General features: G+C 40.6%; 25 protein-coding genes. 23 read left to right on the top strand and 2 right to left on the bottom strand.

Annotated elements, in window-relative coordinates:
* The 10 genes from EUAN_RS12715 to EUAN_RS13000 form a co-directional block, all read left to right on the top strand.
* The coding region (locus EUAN_RS12715) for a hypothetical protein (protein ID WP_169817391.1) at window positions 1–257 on the top strand (257 nt) is incomplete at its 5' end.
* Between the two features lie 53 nt (window positions 258–310).
* The gene (locus tag EUAN_RS11680; protein WP_143000726.1) at window positions 311–1,087 is read left to right on the top strand and encodes a zinc ribbon domain-containing protein; all 777 of its coding nucleotides are present in this window, start codon (window positions 311–313) and stop codon (window positions 1,085–1,087) included.
* Window positions 1,088–1,130: 43 nt separating this feature from the next.
* Window positions 1,131–1,358, top strand: a complete 228-nt coding sequence (locus EUAN_RS11675; protein WP_071064709.1) for a hypothetical protein — start codon at window positions 1,131–1,133, stop codon at window positions 1,356–1,358.
* A gap of 12 nt (window positions 1,359–1,370) precedes the next feature.
* A complete protein-coding gene (locus tag EUAN_RS11670; RefSeq protein WP_211266366.1) occupies window positions 1,371–1,556 on the top strand; it encodes a hypothetical protein in 186 nt (61 codons plus the stop codon).
* A 14-nt stretch (window positions 1,557–1,570) separates the two neighbouring features.
* Entirely contained in the window at window positions 1,571–1,780 is a 210-nt protein-coding gene (locus EUAN_RS11665) for a hypothetical protein (RefSeq protein ID WP_071064707.1), read from the top strand.
* A gap of 147 nt (window positions 1,781–1,927) precedes the next feature.
* The gene (locus EUAN_RS11660; protein WP_071064705.1) at window positions 1,928–2,230 is read left to right on the top strand and encodes a chorismate mutase; all 303 of its coding nucleotides are present in this window, start codon (window positions 1,928–1,930) and stop codon (window positions 2,228–2,230) included.
* A complete protein-coding gene (locus EUAN_RS11655; RefSeq protein ID WP_071064703.1) occupies window positions 2,230–2,619 on the top strand; it encodes a tautomerase family protein in 390 nt (129 codons plus the stop codon). Before EUAN_RS11660 ends, EUAN_RS11655 begins: the two co-directional genes overlap by 1 nt.
* A gap of 147 nt (window positions 2,620–2,766) precedes the next feature.
* Window positions 2,767–2,955, top strand: a complete 189-nt coding sequence (locus EUAN_RS11650) for a hypothetical protein (protein ID WP_071064701.1) — start codon at window positions 2,767–2,769, stop codon at window positions 2,953–2,955.
* A 50-nt stretch (window positions 2,956–3,005) separates the two neighbouring features.
* Window positions 3,006–3,230: a hypothetical protein gene (locus EUAN_RS11645; protein ID WP_071064699.1), complete on the top strand. Its 225-nt coding sequence runs from the start codon at window positions 3,006–3,008 to the stop codon at window positions 3,228–3,230.
* A 77-nt stretch (window positions 3,231–3,307) separates the two neighbouring features.
* Window positions 3,308–3,439, top strand: coding sequence for a hypothetical protein (locus tag EUAN_RS13000; protein ID WP_281182100.1), 132 nt, complete (start codon window positions 3,308–3,310; stop codon window positions 3,437–3,439).
* Here EUAN_RS13000 and EUAN_RS11640 read toward each other — a convergent pair.
* Window positions 3,420–3,677, bottom strand: coding sequence for a Mor transcription activator family protein (locus EUAN_RS11640; RefSeq protein WP_071064697.1), 258 nt, complete (start codon window positions 3,675–3,677; stop codon window positions 3,420–3,422). The two genes, EUAN_RS13000 and EUAN_RS11640, sit on opposite strands and share 20 nt — an antisense overlap.
* 137 nt (window positions 3,678–3,814) lie before the next feature.
* Here EUAN_RS11640 and EUAN_RS11635 point away from each other — a divergent pair, with 137 nt between their 5' ends.
* Both EUAN_RS11635 and EUAN_RS11630 read left to right on the top strand, forming a co-directional pair.
* On the top strand, window positions 3,815–4,432 hold the full coding sequence (locus EUAN_RS11635) for an N-acetylmuramoyl-L-alanine amidase (RefSeq protein WP_071064695.1): 618 nt from the start codon (window positions 3,815–3,817) through the stop codon (window positions 4,430–4,432).
* A gap of 714 nt (window positions 4,433–5,146) precedes the next feature.
* Window positions 5,147–5,908 (top strand): helix-turn-helix domain-containing protein, encoded by a 762-nt coding sequence (locus EUAN_RS11630; RefSeq protein WP_071064693.1) that lies wholly within the window; start codon window positions 5,147–5,149, stop codon window positions 5,906–5,908.
* 363 nt (window positions 5,909–6,271) lie between these two features.
* Here EUAN_RS11630 and EUAN_RS11625 read toward each other — a convergent pair whose 3' ends face one another.
* A complete protein-coding gene (locus EUAN_RS11625; RefSeq protein ID WP_071064691.1) occupies window positions 6,272–7,006 on the bottom strand; it encodes a copper amine oxidase N-terminal domain-containing protein in 735 nt (244 codons plus the stop codon).
* Between the two features lie 372 nt (window positions 7,007–7,378).
* Between EUAN_RS11625 and EUAN_RS11620 the strand changes: the two genes are divergently transcribed.
* The 11 genes from EUAN_RS11620 to EUAN_RS11570 all read left to right on the top strand — a co-directional run bounded on the left by EUAN_RS11620 (window position 7,379) and on the right by EUAN_RS11570 (window position 15,968).
* Window positions 7,379–8,350 (top strand): AAA family ATPase, encoded by a 972-nt coding sequence (locus EUAN_RS11620; protein WP_211266365.1) that lies wholly within the window; start codon window positions 7,379–7,381, stop codon window positions 8,348–8,350.
* A complete protein-coding gene (locus EUAN_RS11615; RefSeq protein ID WP_071064689.1) occupies window positions 8,340–9,260 on the top strand; it encodes a ParB/RepB/Spo0J family partition protein in 921 nt (306 codons plus the stop codon). Before EUAN_RS11620 ends, EUAN_RS11615 begins: the two co-directional genes overlap by 11 nt.
* 110 nt (window positions 9,261–9,370) lie before the next feature.
* Window positions 9,371–9,556 (top strand): hypothetical protein, encoded by a 186-nt coding sequence (locus tag EUAN_RS11610; RefSeq protein ID WP_071064687.1) that lies wholly within the window; start codon window positions 9,371–9,373, stop codon window positions 9,554–9,556.
* Window positions 9,553–9,939, top strand: a complete 387-nt coding sequence (locus tag EUAN_RS11605) for a type II toxin-antitoxin system death-on-curing family toxin (RefSeq protein WP_071064685.1) — start codon at window positions 9,553–9,555, stop codon at window positions 9,937–9,939. The genes EUAN_RS11610 and EUAN_RS11605 overlap by 4 nt, the downstream gene beginning before the upstream one ends.
* Before the next feature lie 88 nt (window positions 9,940–10,027).
* Window positions 10,028–10,681: a Fic family protein gene (locus EUAN_RS11600; protein WP_169817390.1), complete on the top strand. Its 654-nt coding sequence runs from the start codon at window positions 10,028–10,030 to the stop codon at window positions 10,679–10,681.
* A gap of 142 nt (window positions 10,682–10,823) precedes the next feature.
* Window positions 10,824–11,042, top strand: a complete 219-nt coding sequence (gene relB / locus EUAN_RS11595) for a type II toxin-antitoxin system RelB family antitoxin (protein ID WP_071064681.1) — start codon at window positions 10,824–10,826, stop codon at window positions 11,040–11,042.
* A complete protein-coding gene (locus tag EUAN_RS11590; RefSeq protein ID WP_071064679.1) occupies window positions 11,042–11,311 on the top strand; it encodes a type II toxin-antitoxin system RelE family toxin in 270 nt (89 codons plus the stop codon). The genes relB and EUAN_RS11590 overlap by 1 nt, the downstream gene beginning before the upstream one ends.
* A gap of 202 nt (window positions 11,312–11,513) precedes the next feature.
* On the top strand, window positions 11,514–12,314 hold the full coding sequence (locus EUAN_RS11585; RefSeq protein WP_071064678.1) for a tyrosine-type recombinase/integrase: 801 nt from the start codon (window positions 11,514–11,516) through the stop codon (window positions 12,312–12,314).
* Window positions 12,315–12,592: 278 nt separating this feature from the next.
* Entirely contained in the window at window positions 12,593–13,984 is a 1,392-nt protein-coding gene (locus EUAN_RS11580) for a radical SAM protein (protein ID WP_071064676.1), read from the top strand.
* A gap of 50 nt (window positions 13,985–14,034) precedes the next feature.
* Complete coding sequence (locus EUAN_RS11575; RefSeq protein WP_211266364.1) at window positions 14,035–14,604, top strand: hypothetical protein; 570 nt, start codon at window positions 14,035–14,037, stop codon at window positions 14,602–14,604.
* Window positions 14,605–15,026: 422 nt separating this feature from the next.
* Entirely contained in the window at window positions 15,027–15,968 is a 942-nt protein-coding gene (locus tag EUAN_RS11570; RefSeq protein WP_071064673.1) for a replication initiation protein, read from the top strand.
* Window positions 15,969–16,067: the final 99 nt, after the last annotated feature.

Here is a 16,067-nt window from a genome sequence, read left to right as displayed (position 1 = left end):
GGTCTGGGGAGGGGGAAAAAGGGGGGCGGCGAGGGTACCGGGATATGCGCCTAGTCCTTCAGGCACTTGGAAGCCCAGGAGATGCAAAAGCCAGGCGGTTTCCCGTGCGAGCTATGGTGAGCGCGTTATGGGAAATGGCCTGGCTGTACCTTGTAGTTAAATACATCAGAAAAGTTCCAATACTTAACACCATTTACCTTTTTATAGTTAAAGTTGAAGTAATGAGGGATTTTAAGTATAATTATCTAAATCTATAGCATTTAATAGTGTAAACTTGACTAATATGAATTTTAAAAACCGGGGGGATTTTATGTATTGTTCTAATTGCGGAAGCAAATTGACCGAAGGCGGCATCGTCTGCACCAGCTGCGGGTCTCGTATTGAAAAAGAAAGCTATTTTAAAGTACATAAGGGAACAGCTGTAGTCTTGGGACTGTCTTTGGTGGCAGTGGTTGGAGTTGCAGCTTCATTCATTATGTCTGACAGTAATCCAAGCACTCAAAACATGAATGTGACTCTTGAAAGCAGCCATTCCAGCTCTGAAACACAGGTAGCCTCAGACTCCAAAGATTCGGATGCAGAAGCTGTATCTGAATCGAAGCCTAGTCCTTATATGTCTCAGGAAGTTGTCAACGAAGTCAAAACAGACAGCCAAGTGTCTCAGACTAATGTCCCGGACGAGCTTGTAGAGCAGGAAGTTTCTAAAATACGCGGGATATACAACTCCTATAGAAGCAAGATGGAAAGCGGTGCCTACTCTGTCTCGAATCCGATTGCAGGAGTTACAGTTTACGAAAGCAACGGCTCGGTCGAAGTCATACTGGTCGACAAAAACTCAGGCGATCTTCCTTCTTACAGAAGAGAGTACTACTTCTCGGAGGGCAGTCTTATATTCTCATACATCGAGTCTTCAGACTCAAATAGGCTCTATTTCAAAAACGACGATCTCTTCAGATGGAGACATGCCTCAAATGCCAACGACAAAGACAGCCCCGTAAACTATGACAACCAGTTTGGTTCAGATTCATATCTATTCTGGGAGAACACAGCATTGTCAGAGGCTTACAGACTATACAACTCTCTGTAGACCTATCTTGATCAATATTAAAAGTCGGTAAACCGAGGTGTCTATGGACTTACGAGAGCTTATAAGAATATGTTCTGCGGTAGTAGTATTCTGCTCTTTCGGAATCATACTCGCAGGGACTATTACAATGAAAAAAGCAGCCAGTGAACTGAGGGTGGGAGAAGCTGTGCTGAAAGAGACCGAAGCGAAATTTGAAAAAGGATACCAATTAATCAAATTGGGAAGCATACCTGCTGCCATCTTTGGAATAGCAGTCATTTTGCTTTCATAGGGGGATATGCTTTTGAATATAGACAGATTTAAAGACATAAACAGCTTTTTGAACGAATTGGAAGAAAGAAAGATATTCTACCGGCTAAGCAAAACAAGACCTGAAAGCCTCATGGTCGAGATAGAAAAGTTTATCTGCGACGGCTCTTACTACGACGAGAAGGAGCTGAAAGTGCTTTTTCAAGATTTCTCGGACTAAAAGGAGGAGTGTTTATGACTAGTGAAAAACGTGAGCATAGAGTGTTTGTAATGTCTATAATGGTAGGAGGATTAATCAGCCTTGCAATCGAGCATATAACCGGCTTTGACTACAATATTTTCTCCGATGGGCTAAATGTGAAAGCTATAGCTAATTTCGGGCTATGGATAGGAGTCTATGCCTTAGTACACGCAGTCTTCAAAAGACTTTTTCTCAAAAGCTGAAATTTTTTGAGCGAAATCAACCGTGTTATAGAGATTCAAAAGCCAGGCGGTTTCCCGTGCGAGCTCCAGTGAGCGCGGTATGGAGAATCAGTTATAGTGGAATAGTACGCAGTAGTTAGAAAATACGAAAAAGGGGAGATTGAATTTATGGGAATCTGCAAAAACTTAAATGAAGTAAGGGAAAATATAGACAGGCTCGACAATGAGATAGTCAAGCTGATTGCTGAAAGAAGCACATATGTTAGCCAGGCTGCTAATTTCAAAAAAACCACAGATGATGTAAAAGCACCTGAGAGAGTTGAAATGATTATTGAAAAAATGCGTGGCTTGGCGAAAGGAAATAATCTGAATCCAGATATAATCGAAGTCGTTTATCGAAATATGATAAATGCTTTTATAAATATGGAGCTAGAAGAGCATCAGAATATGATAAAGGGGGACAAGTCTTAATGGGGCAAATAAAGATATATGGACTAGAAAAGAATATAAATTCAAGGAGACAAGACTTATCAGATGTAATCCACTCTTGTATAGTTGAGGCATTTGAATATCCCAGAGACAAGAGATTTCATAGGTTTTTCCCAATGAATGAAGAAGACTTCTTATTTCCAGCCGATAGAAGTGAGGACTATACAATAATCGAAATAAGCATATTTGAAGGTAGAAAAGTTGAGACTAAGAAAAGGCTTGTGAAGCTACTATTTGAGAGAATGGAAAGCAAGCTAAATATCTCACCTCAAAATGTTGAAATAACAATCTTTGAAAACCCTCCTTGTAACTGGGGTATTCGAGGTGCTTCAGGAGATGAGTTAAGTTTGAATTATAAGGTGGAAGTATAAAGCACAATCTTACTATATTGCGAACCAAGCCGGAGAAGCCTCTCCGGCTTTAACTATTCCTCCAAACCACTTTCCTAAAGCACTTTCCCTACACCTCTTATCCTTTGTTTGAGATACTGGTATCAATAAAGGAAAGGGGGTGCTACCATGCTGCCACTTAGTATAGCAATCAAGTTCACGGACGGACTTGGCAAGGTCAAGACAAGGACTCTTCAGGGAGTAAGGAAGGATCTGACGGACACGCAGATAACAGACTTCGCCATAAATACGCCAGCGCTGATGGGCTTTCTGGAAGTCAACAGCGCGGTGCTTACTACTAGAAGAGCTATAGTATAGCTTTAGCCGGGGGGAACACAGTAAAATAGGAGAGGGGAGGTGCGGAATAGATGGAACTTCTAAGAACAGATTTGCAACTGGAGGTTGTGCTCGCTAACGGGGAAGAAGACAAGTTTCTAATAAGGGACGTAAACCCTGAAATGTCGGATCTCTATGTGACAGAGATGGCGGGCTTGATAGCAAATACGTTTGAAATCAAGGGGCAGAACATAACCAGAGTCAAAGACGTTAGTATCATAAAGACTAACAGGGTGCAACACGAACTGCCAGCATAGATCTAGAATGCGAAAAAGCCGAGATTCCTCGGCTTTTTCTTTGTTAGTGGGGAAATGCTATTTCGGGGGGTGTTTCAGTGGAAATTCTGGAACTTCTAAAAGATGGAGAGCTTGCCAACAGCGGCGTACTTGGGGTTGTATGCCTCGCGCTGCTTGGACTGGTCATAGAACTGGTCCGGGAACTCGTAATCAACTACCACAAGAAATAATCTGCCTTATCGCTACAAGCGAAAGGTCGTATTTCCTGGAAATCTGACTATAGGAATATCCATTCCTATAGTCTTTTTTTATGCTCTCGTTTCTACGGTGCCTTGTGGTCGTCTTGTGGGTCGGTATGTAGACCGTGGTCCCTCCGAACTCCTTGGACAGCTCTATGGCCTTCTCCATTCCAACTATAGCAGCTACCGTTTGAAATCCTTCAGGCAACGAGCTAAGTCCTTTTTTCATACTTTTCTCTCTCCTTTCAGATCTCAAAAGTAAATCAGTTTCCATAATTGGTAGACAATTTCCTGTTTATATTGTATCATGTATTCGATGTATTTTGGTAGGTTTTTATGTATTTTTCTTTACGAAAGGAGAATTCAATGCTTCCAATACAGTTCTATCCTATATTCCACAACCACAACAAAGACACCAACAAGCCCAAGTATATAGTTATCCATGACACCGGCAACCCAAATGCAGGGGCCATAAACCATTGGAAATACTTCGGAGGTGGAAATAGGAATGCCTCGGCGCACTACTTCGTGGACAATGAGAACATCATCCAGATCATAAAAGATTCGGACTCTGCGTGGCACTGCGGCGACGGAAAAGGAAAGTACGGCATAACTAACAACAACAGCCTGTCCATAGAGATATGCCTTACAGGAAATCTAGAGAAGTCCATAGCCAACGCCAAGGACCTTGCAGAGCACCTTATGAAAAAATACAGTATCCCTTCAGAAAACGTTGTCAGACATTATGACGCCAGCAGAAAGACTTGTCCTCGCAGTATGAGCGGCAGTGACTGGAAACGCTGGAACATATTCAAAAGCGAGCTCGCCAAAGTCTCGCCCTCAATACCAAAGCCCAATAAATCTCCAAATCAAGAAGCTTCATTTCGCGTACAGGTGGGAGCCTACTCCAAAAGAGAGAACGCCCTAAACATGGTTTCCAGGCTTAAAGCTGCTGGATTCGACGCGATTATAAAGACGAACTAAGACGGCAGATCCACAGCAGAAGAGCCAGGTCTTTAGCTTTGCTGTGCGGTTTTTTGCGCGCCTACAGCTTGCTGGTGCTTGAAGCGTAGCCACAGGCCGCCTCCCTGCCCGCGCTCCCTTGCGGTCGCCGGCGAAGCCGCCTGTGCCACCGGAATCTCCCTGGTGCGCCAGTGCCTTCAGATTGCGAGTTGGGGGCTTTTCCAATGTCCCCTAAGCTACAAAACGGGGCTTTTGTGCCACTCGGCAGAGCCGAGCGATCCGCTCCGCTGTGGCAATGCTCCACCACAAAAGCTCCGTTTTGTACAACTCGCCCTTGGACACATGCTGTCCGTCTTCGGAAGTTCCGGGGCCGTGCTCCACACCGCCCCGGCTATCGTCTCGCTTTTCTATACAGGATGGGTTTAAAACTTTGGCGAAGTTTCCTTGAGTTTCAAGGGAACTAGAAAAGGCCCGGCATCGCCGGACCTAAATTTCTTGTATATGAAATTCATTAGTGATATAATTATGACAATAAAATAAACGGCGTAAATGAAACGAGACATTCTTACCCTCGCCAAAGTGTCAGAATGTCTCCCAATATGCCAAAACCTTAAGGTTTTTTTGACTATTTATTGTTCTATTATAGTGTACTTTGCTATGATAGTCAATAATTTAGAGTAAATTTACCTCCGGTTTTGGCATGGTTCTCATTGATGCCTGATGGAGGTTTTTTTGATGAATTTAGTAAAGGCAATCAAGATAAACAGGCATGCAACGGTAGACATAGCTATTGAATATGGACTCAGAGGCATTGAGACTGAGATATATGCTGCTATAAGGTGCTTCAAATGCAACAAGAATCACACAGCTACTCCAAGCATTGGGACTATAGCAGAAATTTCTGGATACTGCAAAAACACGGTCAAAAAATACATAAGAAGGCTTGTAAACAAAGGTGTCCTCTGGATGACAGAGCGCCCTATACTTCGCCCAGACGGTGTGAAGTGGAACTACACTCATCTCTACACCTTTGTTGCAGAAAAGTATGGTCAAGCCAAGTTTCAGAAAAAAAACGAAGTTGAGTTCCAAAAAGAGAGCCCTTATCAGAAAATGAAGGCGACTTTTGAATCTGCGAGAACTGAGCTTATGAAAACATATGATGCCGAGCTTTGCAACAAGGCGTTCAAAATCTGCATAAGCAATATCAGAAGCGGAATTACAGGTTTTATAATGCATCCGCTCAACTACATGAAATCCATCATAAAGAACATACTCAAGGAGTCTGCGCTTGCAAAGGTACAGAAAGAGTACGCTGAAAGCGTTGCAGATTTAGAGCCCGTATCCGAACCTAAAAAAACTAGGTCTGAAAAGCCAAGATATGATGCGCCTTACAGCCAGCCTAGAAAAACGACTTTCCATAACTTCGAGCAACGTTCAAGCAAGTACAGTAACGACGATCTGGAAGCGCTTATAAGGGAGAAGAACGGTCGGAGATAGAATCGCCTCCGAATATTCTTCAGTCGGATCAACTGCATAGATTTTTTTAAAGAGGTTTCCCGAACCTCTGTTTTGTCATGTCCAGATTTATCTGCCTTCCAATCTCCCCTCTCAAAAAATAGAATCCAGCTCCATCTCCCTTGAAAAACCTTCCGTAAAACGCAATATAGTTCCCTTTTTATGGTGCATATCGGGCTTATTCTTGTATACATTTGACCGTATCAAATTTAGCTCTAGTCAGAAGATGGCTCCAAACTATTATTAGTCTTGTCAGGTTATGTCTAGAAAAATCTAAAAGATTCATTTAAGAAAGAAAAAACTGAGATTTTAAATCCCAGTTAACTTTTAATGCTATATGCAGTTTTAGATAGAAGGATACAGATAGTTATCTAAATACTTTAAGGAAATAGCGTCCTGGATAACTCCTGTATCTAAGTCCACATCATACCATCCCCATGTAGCTGTATGTCCTTCTCCATATTTTAGATCTACTACAACCGAATAGGCATGCATAACCATGGTATTTGTGTCTAAATCATAGCTATCTGCTGAAAGGAAGAAAGTCGATCTCATTTCATTGTTACTATAATAATAAGTGCCCTTTTTCTCCTCTGCTCTCATGCTAGGATTATGTCTGAATATTACTTCCCTGATAGCTCTCTCTTGAGGTCTCAAATCTTTGTAGTACACATGGATATCTAAAACTTCAGAAATATTTCTGAGTGGCAAGTAAGTGTATCCGTCAACAGCAAATGGAGATGAAATGCTAATCCGCTGACCTCCTATATATGCCACAGGACTGCCTATATTCATGCTCACTCTGCTTCCGTTTGTATAAAAGCTCACTTCTTTTTTAGACTGGTTCCAGTAGAGCTGAACGCCCAAGTTTTCCCCGACATCGCGCAACTTCATGTAAGTAGTCCCATTTTTCAGGATGTATTCCCCATAGAAATCTTCCCCGTTTAAATAGAATTCCAAAGTGCCGTTATTGCTGATATGGTAGACGTCTAAGCTATCACCTGAAGCAGCATTGCCAGCCCCAGTAAAAGATATAAGCAACATTGCGACGATTACCAAACTCATGATGCTTTTTTTCATGTTATCACTCCTTTTTAAAATAAGTTTAATATAATCATAGACCAGTATGTATTTTTTAACAATATTTTAAACTAAAGTATTTTAAAATAAATACTACAAAGAACTTGATATCCTAGATGTTTTGGAGACAAGACAAATGGAGAAGCTACACTAAGACTCAGAGGATTTGTTGTGCTTCGGGCGAGATTCCCCTAGGGGAATCTCGCCCTCGTGTTCCACCACTAAAGATGGCAGATAAGGGGTAAAGATATTTTGAAAGAAGATTACCTATGCGCGTAAAAAAAAGAAAAAGTTGCAACTTTAAATTGTTTTTTTGTACAAAAACTGATACATTAGAAGTAACAACAAATTTGACACAGGAGGTCGGGAGTCTTGGGAAAAAAGGTGGAGTTCGAAAAGATCAAGAAGTTGAGGTTAGAGCGGGGCATGACGCAGGTTGAGCTTGCAGAGGCCACGGGGGTTAATGTCTCGGTGATAAAGTCTCAGGAGACCGGAAGGTCCGACATGAACTACGACTATCTGCTGAAGATAGCGGAAGGGCTAGGAGTTGACATAGGTGATATATATATCGAGGACTACAGGGAGACAAAGGTTATAACCGTGGCCAACAACAAGGGGGGAAGTGGGAAGACTAGCGTTGTGGCAAGCCTCGGCCACACTCTTTCCGACATGGGGAAGAAGGTGCTCCTGATAGATTCCGACATGCAGATGAACCTTTCTTACAGCTACGGATTCGAAAGAGACAGGATGAATTTGAACGAGGCGATAGTGAACGAGGAGGACCTTGGCGGCTACATAAGGAAGACGGATTTCGATAATCTGGACATTATAATATCCGACTTTGAAATGGCCACCATAGAGATGCACCTTTTCACCAAGACTCTTAGGGAGACCGTGTTCAAGAGGCTTCTCAGAAAAACTGTAGAAAGCGGAGTCTACGACTTCATAATAATAGACACCAACCCGACGCTTGGGATGCTGAACCTGAACATACTCAACGCCAGCGACTATGTCATAGTGCCGGTTGAGATGAGCGCATTCGGGATACTGGGGCTCGAGGTGCTTATAAAGTTCATAAATCAGGCGCAGGAGATAAACGAGAAGCTTGAGCTTGCGGGCGTGCTGAGGACCAAAGTGGACAAGAGGGAGAGCATAACTTCGGAGGCTGACGAGGTGCTTATGGACGTCTTCGGGGAGAAGATATTCGACGCCTACATTCCGATAGATACCAATGTGAAGAAGGCGCAGTGGGAGAGGCAGCCGCTCAATGTGTTCAACAAGAGCAGCAGGGCCAACAAGCAGTACACTAGATTCGCTAAGGAGCTGATGGCAATTGTCAAGTAGGAAGAGCAACGAGGAGATGAAGAAGAGGCTCCAGGCCTCGAAGGACACATTCGACAGCAGGGGCTTCGCAGGCAGCTTCAAGATGGACCATATATCTGGAGACACGAATATAAGGAACGTATCGGTAGACGACTTGGTGGAGGCACCGGAGGACTGGAACTTCTACAAGCCGCTTTCCGAAAGCAAGATGCAGGAACTTGTGGAGAGCATAGAGAGCAACGGCCTCCTCCATCCTATAGTCGTCTGGGAGCAGCCGGACGGGAAATACATGATACTGGCCGGCCACAACAGAGCAAGGGCTTACAGGATGCTTGAAGAGGCCAAGGGCGACGGAAGCTACAGGAAGATCTCGGCGCTTATAAAGGAAAAGGGTGAGATAGACGAGGACGACGCAAAAGAAATAATAATAGATACCAACTGGGTGCAGAGAAGCTTAAGCGCTATAGAGAAGTCGAAGTCGATAATAGAGAAGTACGCCGTGCTTGAAAAGAAGAAGAAAAGCGGGGCGGGAAGAGTCAGAAATGTAATTGCCGAAGAGTACGAGATAACGGGAAGGCTTGTAGACGAGTACAGAAGGCTCGGAAGCCTGGCGGAGGAGCTTCAGAACATGGTGAGCGACGGGAGCCTCAGCATGACTTCGGCCGCGAAGCTTGCGCTTTTCGACGTGGACACTCAGCTTTGGATGATTGAGAACTACAGGGGCAAGCTCTCTAGGAAGTACACCAAGCAGCTCAAGACCGGAATGGACAGGGAAGCGATAAGAGCTATATTCGAATCGGAAGGTGAAGCAGAGACTTCAAGCGTAAGCATAACGCTCGCCAAGGATATATCGGAGAGGTACAAGGGATTGGAAACAGGGCAAAGGCTTGAAATTGCAAAAGCCCTCGAGGAGCTTATAAGCAAGCTATAACTAAACCTATTTATGGTAAAAAAGGAACCGAAAACCAGGAAGCGCGCTTCCCACTTTTTAAAATAGAGATTGGATTTAAAGGGTATTATAATAATATGGGGGTGTTAAAAATGAATACGGCAAAAGATACGCTTCTTAAGCTTATGGAAGTACTGTCAGAAGATGACCTTGCAGAAGTAGTTGATTTCGCAGAATACTTAAATATTAAAAAAAATAGGAATAAAACAAACTGGGATGCAGTCAGTAAAGATATGATAGAAGTAAATATGGAAGCATACAAGGAGCTGGCGAAATGATCTATCCATCACTTGAGCAGATTATAAGTGATCAGGCCAAAATAGCTGAAGTTACAGGTGGGAGTGCAGGAGTTAAGGATATGAATTTGCTTGAATCTGCATACAATAATCCACTTCAGACATTTGGCGAGCAAGAGCTCTATCCGACAGTAGAAGAAAAGTTCTCTGTGCTATGCTATGGACTGGGACAAAATCACCCTTTCTTAGATGGAAACAAACGAATAGCAGTCCATATTTTGCTTGTTGGGCTTAAAGTAAATGGAGTGAATATAAGCTACACACAGCAGGAACTTATTGAGCTAGGGCTTATAATAGGTAAAGGTGAGTGTGATAAGGACTGTATTTTAAAGTGGGTTGAGGAACACAAGATTAAAACCTATTAATGGTAAAAAAGGAGCTGAAAACCGGGAAGCGCGCTTCCCACTTTTTCAAATACGGCTTAGGTTTGCAGGTGATTATAACAATACGGAGGTGCTTAAAATTACGGAACGCATTGAAGACTTAATTTTCAAGCTGTCAAAATCATTAAGCAACTATATATACAATATAAGCAGCCAGGAAGGAAACAATATGACGCTGCCTGACATAGAGACACTAGTTCAGGGATATAGTGTCGGCGGATATACGCTTAAAGAGGAGCAGGAAGTAATAAATCTTCTTACAGCCTACAAATACACTATAGGTCTTGTCAGATCAGGAGAGTTTACACTATCTAAGAAGCTACTCTTAAAGATACACTCTATGACAGGCTACGGAATAACAAAAGTTTGGGGAGAGTTTAGAAGCGAATCTGTAGCTATAGGCGGAACTATAAACTATAGATGTCCTGACCACGAGCTGCTGGAACAGAGATTTGAAGAAGGGTTCAAGTCTAGGGTGGAAAGATATAGTGGAAAGGAATTGGCTATAGAGCTTTTTCTTTGGCTATGCTACAGCCAATTCTTCATAGATTGCAATAAGAGGACCGCTAGGATATTTATAAATGGATATCTGATAAACGAAGGACTGGGGATTTTCGATATACCTATCAAAAAAGTCAGAGAATACAATCGACTTATGTGCAGGTACTACGACACTTTAGAGAAAGAGAAGGTAAAGAGATTCTTGCTTGGATGCATAGAGTAGTTTAGATTCAAAGGGTATTATAATCATATGGGGGTGTATCAAGACACTTCTAGAAAGAAAAAAAGAAGGTGGAAAAAGCAGAACTTGACTTCCAGAAAGTATTGTAATACAATTGTATTACAGAGAGAAGGAGGCGATGACTATGGCTGTTATTACTGTGAGAGTGGACAATGAAGACAATGACTTAATACGCGAGTATGCAAAAGTGAAGAATATGACTGTTTCTGAATTAGTGAGAGAGTCGGTTATCCAGAAGATAGAAGACGAGATCGATATGGAATCCTATAGAGACTACATTGCCAACAAAGAAGATACTAAATTCTATTCACTGGATGAAGTGGAGAAAGAGTTGGGTCTTTAATGGGCGGCTATGATGTCGTAATTAGCGACAAGGCTCTAAAGACTCTAAAGAAGATGGATAAGCGTAACAGCGCCATGATAATATCCTTCATAAAGAAAAACCTTCAAGGAGCTAAGAATCCGAGGATAAAAGGAAAAGCTCTTAAGGGTGAATTGGGAGACTTCTGGAGATACAGGTTTGGAGACTATAGGATACTAGCTGAAATAGACGATGGAGAGATAAAGATATTCGTGATAGACATAGGTCATAGAAGAGAAGTATATAGATAGGGAGGCACTCGAAAAGCGAGTGTCTTTTCTATTTCACTTAGGTTTTGTCGGCAATGGCCGCAGTATATCCAACAGTTGTGAATTTTTCGTATAATACCGAAAACCAAACAACATAATAGAGTATTATGGTGCCTTTTGCCCAAAATTAGTATATAATAGAGATATTTAGAACCTAATATTTCAATATATAGGAGCTGACAAAATGAAAAATCTGAGCGCTTACAGGGAAGAGCTGCTGTGCAGGGAGCTCACTGAAAGCACTATAAGCAAGTATCTAAAGGATGTCCAGGACTTTCTGGAGTTTGCAGACGGGGCTGAAGTCTCTATGGAGCTTCTGATCCAGTACAAAAGGGAGCTTCTGGACAGTTTTAAGCTGTCCACGGTGAACAATAAGATCACCATAGTGAACAACTATCTGAAGTTCTGCGGCCTGGACCTCAAGGTGAAGCAGGAGAAGCAGCAACGGAAAACTTCGCTGGACAATGTGATTACGGAGAGGGAGTTTCAAAGACTTGTAAGGGCTGCGGAGAATCTGAAAAAGACCAGGCTGAAGTATATAATGTTGACGCTCTACTACACCGGCATGAGGGTTTCCGAGCTTGAGTTTCTGACGGTTGAGGCACTCGAAAACGGCTATATGGAGGTTAAAAGTAAGGGGAAACATAGGTACATACCGCTTTCTGAAAATCTTGTAGAAGAACTCGGATATTATGTAAACTTACATTGTATAGAATCAGGTACAATATTTCGGACTTCCAACGGACAACCACTAGATAGGTCGAATATATTCAGGCAGCTAAAGGAAATAGCCAAGTTCGCCGGAGTTAGCGAATGCAAGGTCTACCCTCATAGCTTCAGGCACCTTTTCGCAAAGCAGTGGCTGCGTCACAACAACCAGAACGTGCTGGAGCTTGCGAATATACTCGGGCATAGTTCGCTTGAGACTACGAGGATTTACACCATGCTGTCGATCGAGGAGCAGAGGGAGACGATAAGGTTTTAACAAATAATGGCTTAGCATGGGTTTTGTCGGCAATGTTCACGGTGCCATTCTTAGAAATTTCTCTATCAATTTCTAGAACCCTACTAGGGGTTCTTTTTTACTATAAAGCGAGTTTATTTTGAACTTTGGATAATCCAACTTATAGCTTTTAAAGCTGAATAAATTCTCAAACACACTTATAAGGTCTTGTAAAATCAATGCTTTAATCAATAAAAATATCTCTTTAAAACCTACTTAAATATATGTATAATATAACTTGAGGAAGTGATATTTAACATATGGATAATATAATGGAATTTATAAAAAATCGTGAATATTACTTTGATAGAGTAATATATAGATACTATTCTTGTAGTGATGGCGCTCAAATGATAATTAATAATTTAAACAATCATACGGTAACGTATCTAGAAGACTTATCTGCAATGCTATTCAATATATTAGAGACTTCGTCTTATGAAGAAATAAGTCTGTTTTTGAATGAAAACGATATATCTTCTATGGAGCTTGTAGACTTTATTGATGACTTAAGAGAAAGCTTAACACTAAACTGCTTTGCAAGAGGAACGTCTACTGAAAACGTCGAAAGTGAAGAAAGTTCATCGGATAGTCAGGTTTTAGATTTCCATGAAAAGCTATTCGAAGAAGGATATCTATTTAACTTTCATATGGATATTACTAATGAGTGCAATATAAGATGTAAGCACTGCTACCATCCTTTTGAAGATTATTGTATAAATGGATGTTTAAGCTTGGGAGATATAGAAAGGATAATTGACGATATATATGACTTGGGTGTATTTTCCATAACTTTGAGCGGAGGAGAGCCATTTATGCGTGAGGACATATATGAAGTGCTTAAGTATATATCTCAAAAAGGTATGTGTATAGATTTGTTCACCAATGCGACTCTGCTAGACGACGACTCTATAGGGAAGTTGAGTGAATTTAATATAAATAAAGTAAGCATTAGTTTGTATTCGATGGAAGATAAGATACACGACGGTATAACTCAATGCAAAGGGTCATACAGAAAGACAAAAGAAGCCATTGGGAAATTAAAAGCCAAGAACATTAATGTTGAGCTCAAGGCTGTACTCATGAAAGAAAATTTTAGTGGATACAAAGAGTTGCTTCGCTTTGCTAAAGATAATAGTTATAAAATGATTTTAGATACATCCATAACGCCTAAGCTAAACTCCGATTTAGAACCAATTGGACTATCGATAAGTGAGGAGCAATATAGGAAGCTTTGTCTTGATAAAGAGACTAATTACTATGCAAATAATAACAAACCTTTAAGTCCAAATGAGCCTTCATGTAAAGCCGGAAGATATGGATTATATTGCGATAGTATAGGGAATGTTCAGCCTTGTATTAGTTTCAAATTGGATTTGGGGAAAGTTAGTGAAATAAAGAGAATTTGGACTAGGAGTGAAGTTTTAAAAAAATGGTTAAATATAAGAAATAAAGATTACTGGGAATATGGAAAGTTTACTTACTGCGAATACTGTCTAGAAATATGTGCTGGAATTGCTCAGTTAGAGAACTTTGATTTCAAAAAGTGTGAAAAAAGTGATTGCTATAAATCTAAAATTAGAGAACGTGTACATAAGATTTTGAAAGGAGGTGACTATAGTGAAAAAGTTGAAGATAAAGAAAGTTGTTAAGTCCAACTCTTCAAACGCAGCAGGCTGTGGTAGAAACTGGGATAATCTTTGTGGAGCTAGACAATAACATAATAGACAAGGCAAAGACAGAGAGGAAAACCTCTCTGTCTTTTATAATACTTAAACTCAAAAAGGAGATAGGTATGTCAAAAATCATATTAAAAAACGAAATCATCGGGGGTAAAAGTCTAGAAAAATGGGACTTAGAGTGGAAAGAGAAAGGGGAATTGAATAAAGACAACATTGAAGATTTGAAAGGAAATATTGGCTTATATAGAATCAGTTATGGCATAGAAAAGCTATACATTGGAGTAGGAAAGGAAATAGGGAATAGTAAAGGTCTATATAAAAGATTAAATGACTACATAAGGAATAATTCGAGTGGTCGGAATTCTGAAGTGGCAAAAGAAATACATGAAAAATGCAAATCGAAGTCGGAAGAGGTGACGTTTGAAGTACTGGTTGTTGGAAATGATGAATCAGCAGTTTTTGCTTCTGCATATCTTGAACTATACTTTATAAATAAATATAAGCCTGTAGGAAATACTATTGGAAGTTCCAGATGTAAAGGCAAAAAAAATTTAAGTACCACACAGTACTACTACATTAGCACAAGCTAAATTAAAGAAGCAGCTCTATAAATAGGGCTTATTTTTTTGCACCGATAGAAGTAGTGTCCGGAAAATGTGGATATCTTACGTCAGGGAGTCTCGCCAACACTCCCTAAAAAACTCACGTTAATGAAAACTTAGCATCCCATAAAGCAGTCATTTTGGATTGCATAAAATAGTCTTTCCTAAAGTCTGCTTTTACACTTTAGGGCCACCCCATAAGAAGATAAACTAAGAACCTTTTAACTTCTTTTAACTATTTTAGGGATTTGAAAGCCAGTCTGAGGCTTGGATAGCGAGGGGATAAGACGACAAATTATATACTTAAAGACGACAGATTATATACTATATGACGACAAATTATATACTTGATCCACAGGTTATGATATAATGACGACAATTGAAAAATAAGTCGTCAAAAGGGTGGTGGAATGGAGAATAGTTTAGTAGTAAAAGGGAATAAGTTAGTGGAAGCACGATATAACTTGAATCTGAACGAGCAAAAGGTTTTATTATATGCCATTAGCAAACTGGACAGGGACAAGCCAGAGATGGATTGGGTAGAGCTGGACATTAAAGAGTTCACCGACCTAATGGAATTACAGGGGAAGCAATACGATCAGTTTAGAGCCACAGTAAGAAGCCTAAGGCGAAGAGAGGTTATAATTGACACTGAGCAAGAGGAATTAATTACTGGATGGCTTTCTAGTATAAGGTTTTACAAGAATACAGGAGTGGTTAAGTTAAAGTTTGGTGATGGTCTAGTCCCTTATCTGTTGCAGTTAAAAAAGACATTTACAAGCTACCAACTTAAAAATGTATTACATCTGGATAGTAAATATAGTATAAGAATTTATGAACTCTTAAAGCAGTATCAAGGGTACAAGAAGCCAACAAAGGACAGAGAATTTGATATACAAGACCTGCGGGATAAACTAGGGATTGCACCAGACGAATATAATCGCTTCTATGACTTTGAAAAAAGAGTCCTAAAGACTTCAATGCAAGAGATTAATCAGCATACAGATGTGAAGATGACCTATGAGAAGATAAAGAACGGCAAAAAAATAGCTAGGATAAGATTTACTGTAAAATATCCAGATGCAGAAGCTAACGACCTGGCAGAGAAACTATACAATATACCCGAATTAAAGATTAACTGCGGACTTGAGCAGGAAAACTGGACAGCAAAACAGATTGCAGATCTATATGAAATGGCTTGTACTAAGGCAGAGGATGTAGATGTATATGCCTATATCAAGCTTAACTATATCAAAATGCTAGAGCAGGGCAAGGCAAGAAACAAGTTTGCTTATCTCCTAAAGAGTCTGGAAGAGGACTATGCGGGGTACCGTCCTATTTATGCGGATTAACAACGTTAAGAAAAATAAATTACAAAAAAGCTTGTTTTTTCCAATGCTTAGCATAAAAGAAAACAAGCTTTTGTTTGCAATTTTCAAAAAATAGTATTC

Source organism: Andreesenia angusta, from assembly GCF_001855385.1.
Taxonomy (GTDB): Bacteria; Bacillota; Clostridia; order Tissierellales; family Gottschalkiaceae; genus Andreesenia; species Andreesenia angusta.
The sequence above is the reverse complement of the archived record's forward strand: the minus strand, read 5'-3'. Positions and strand labels throughout refer to the sequence as shown.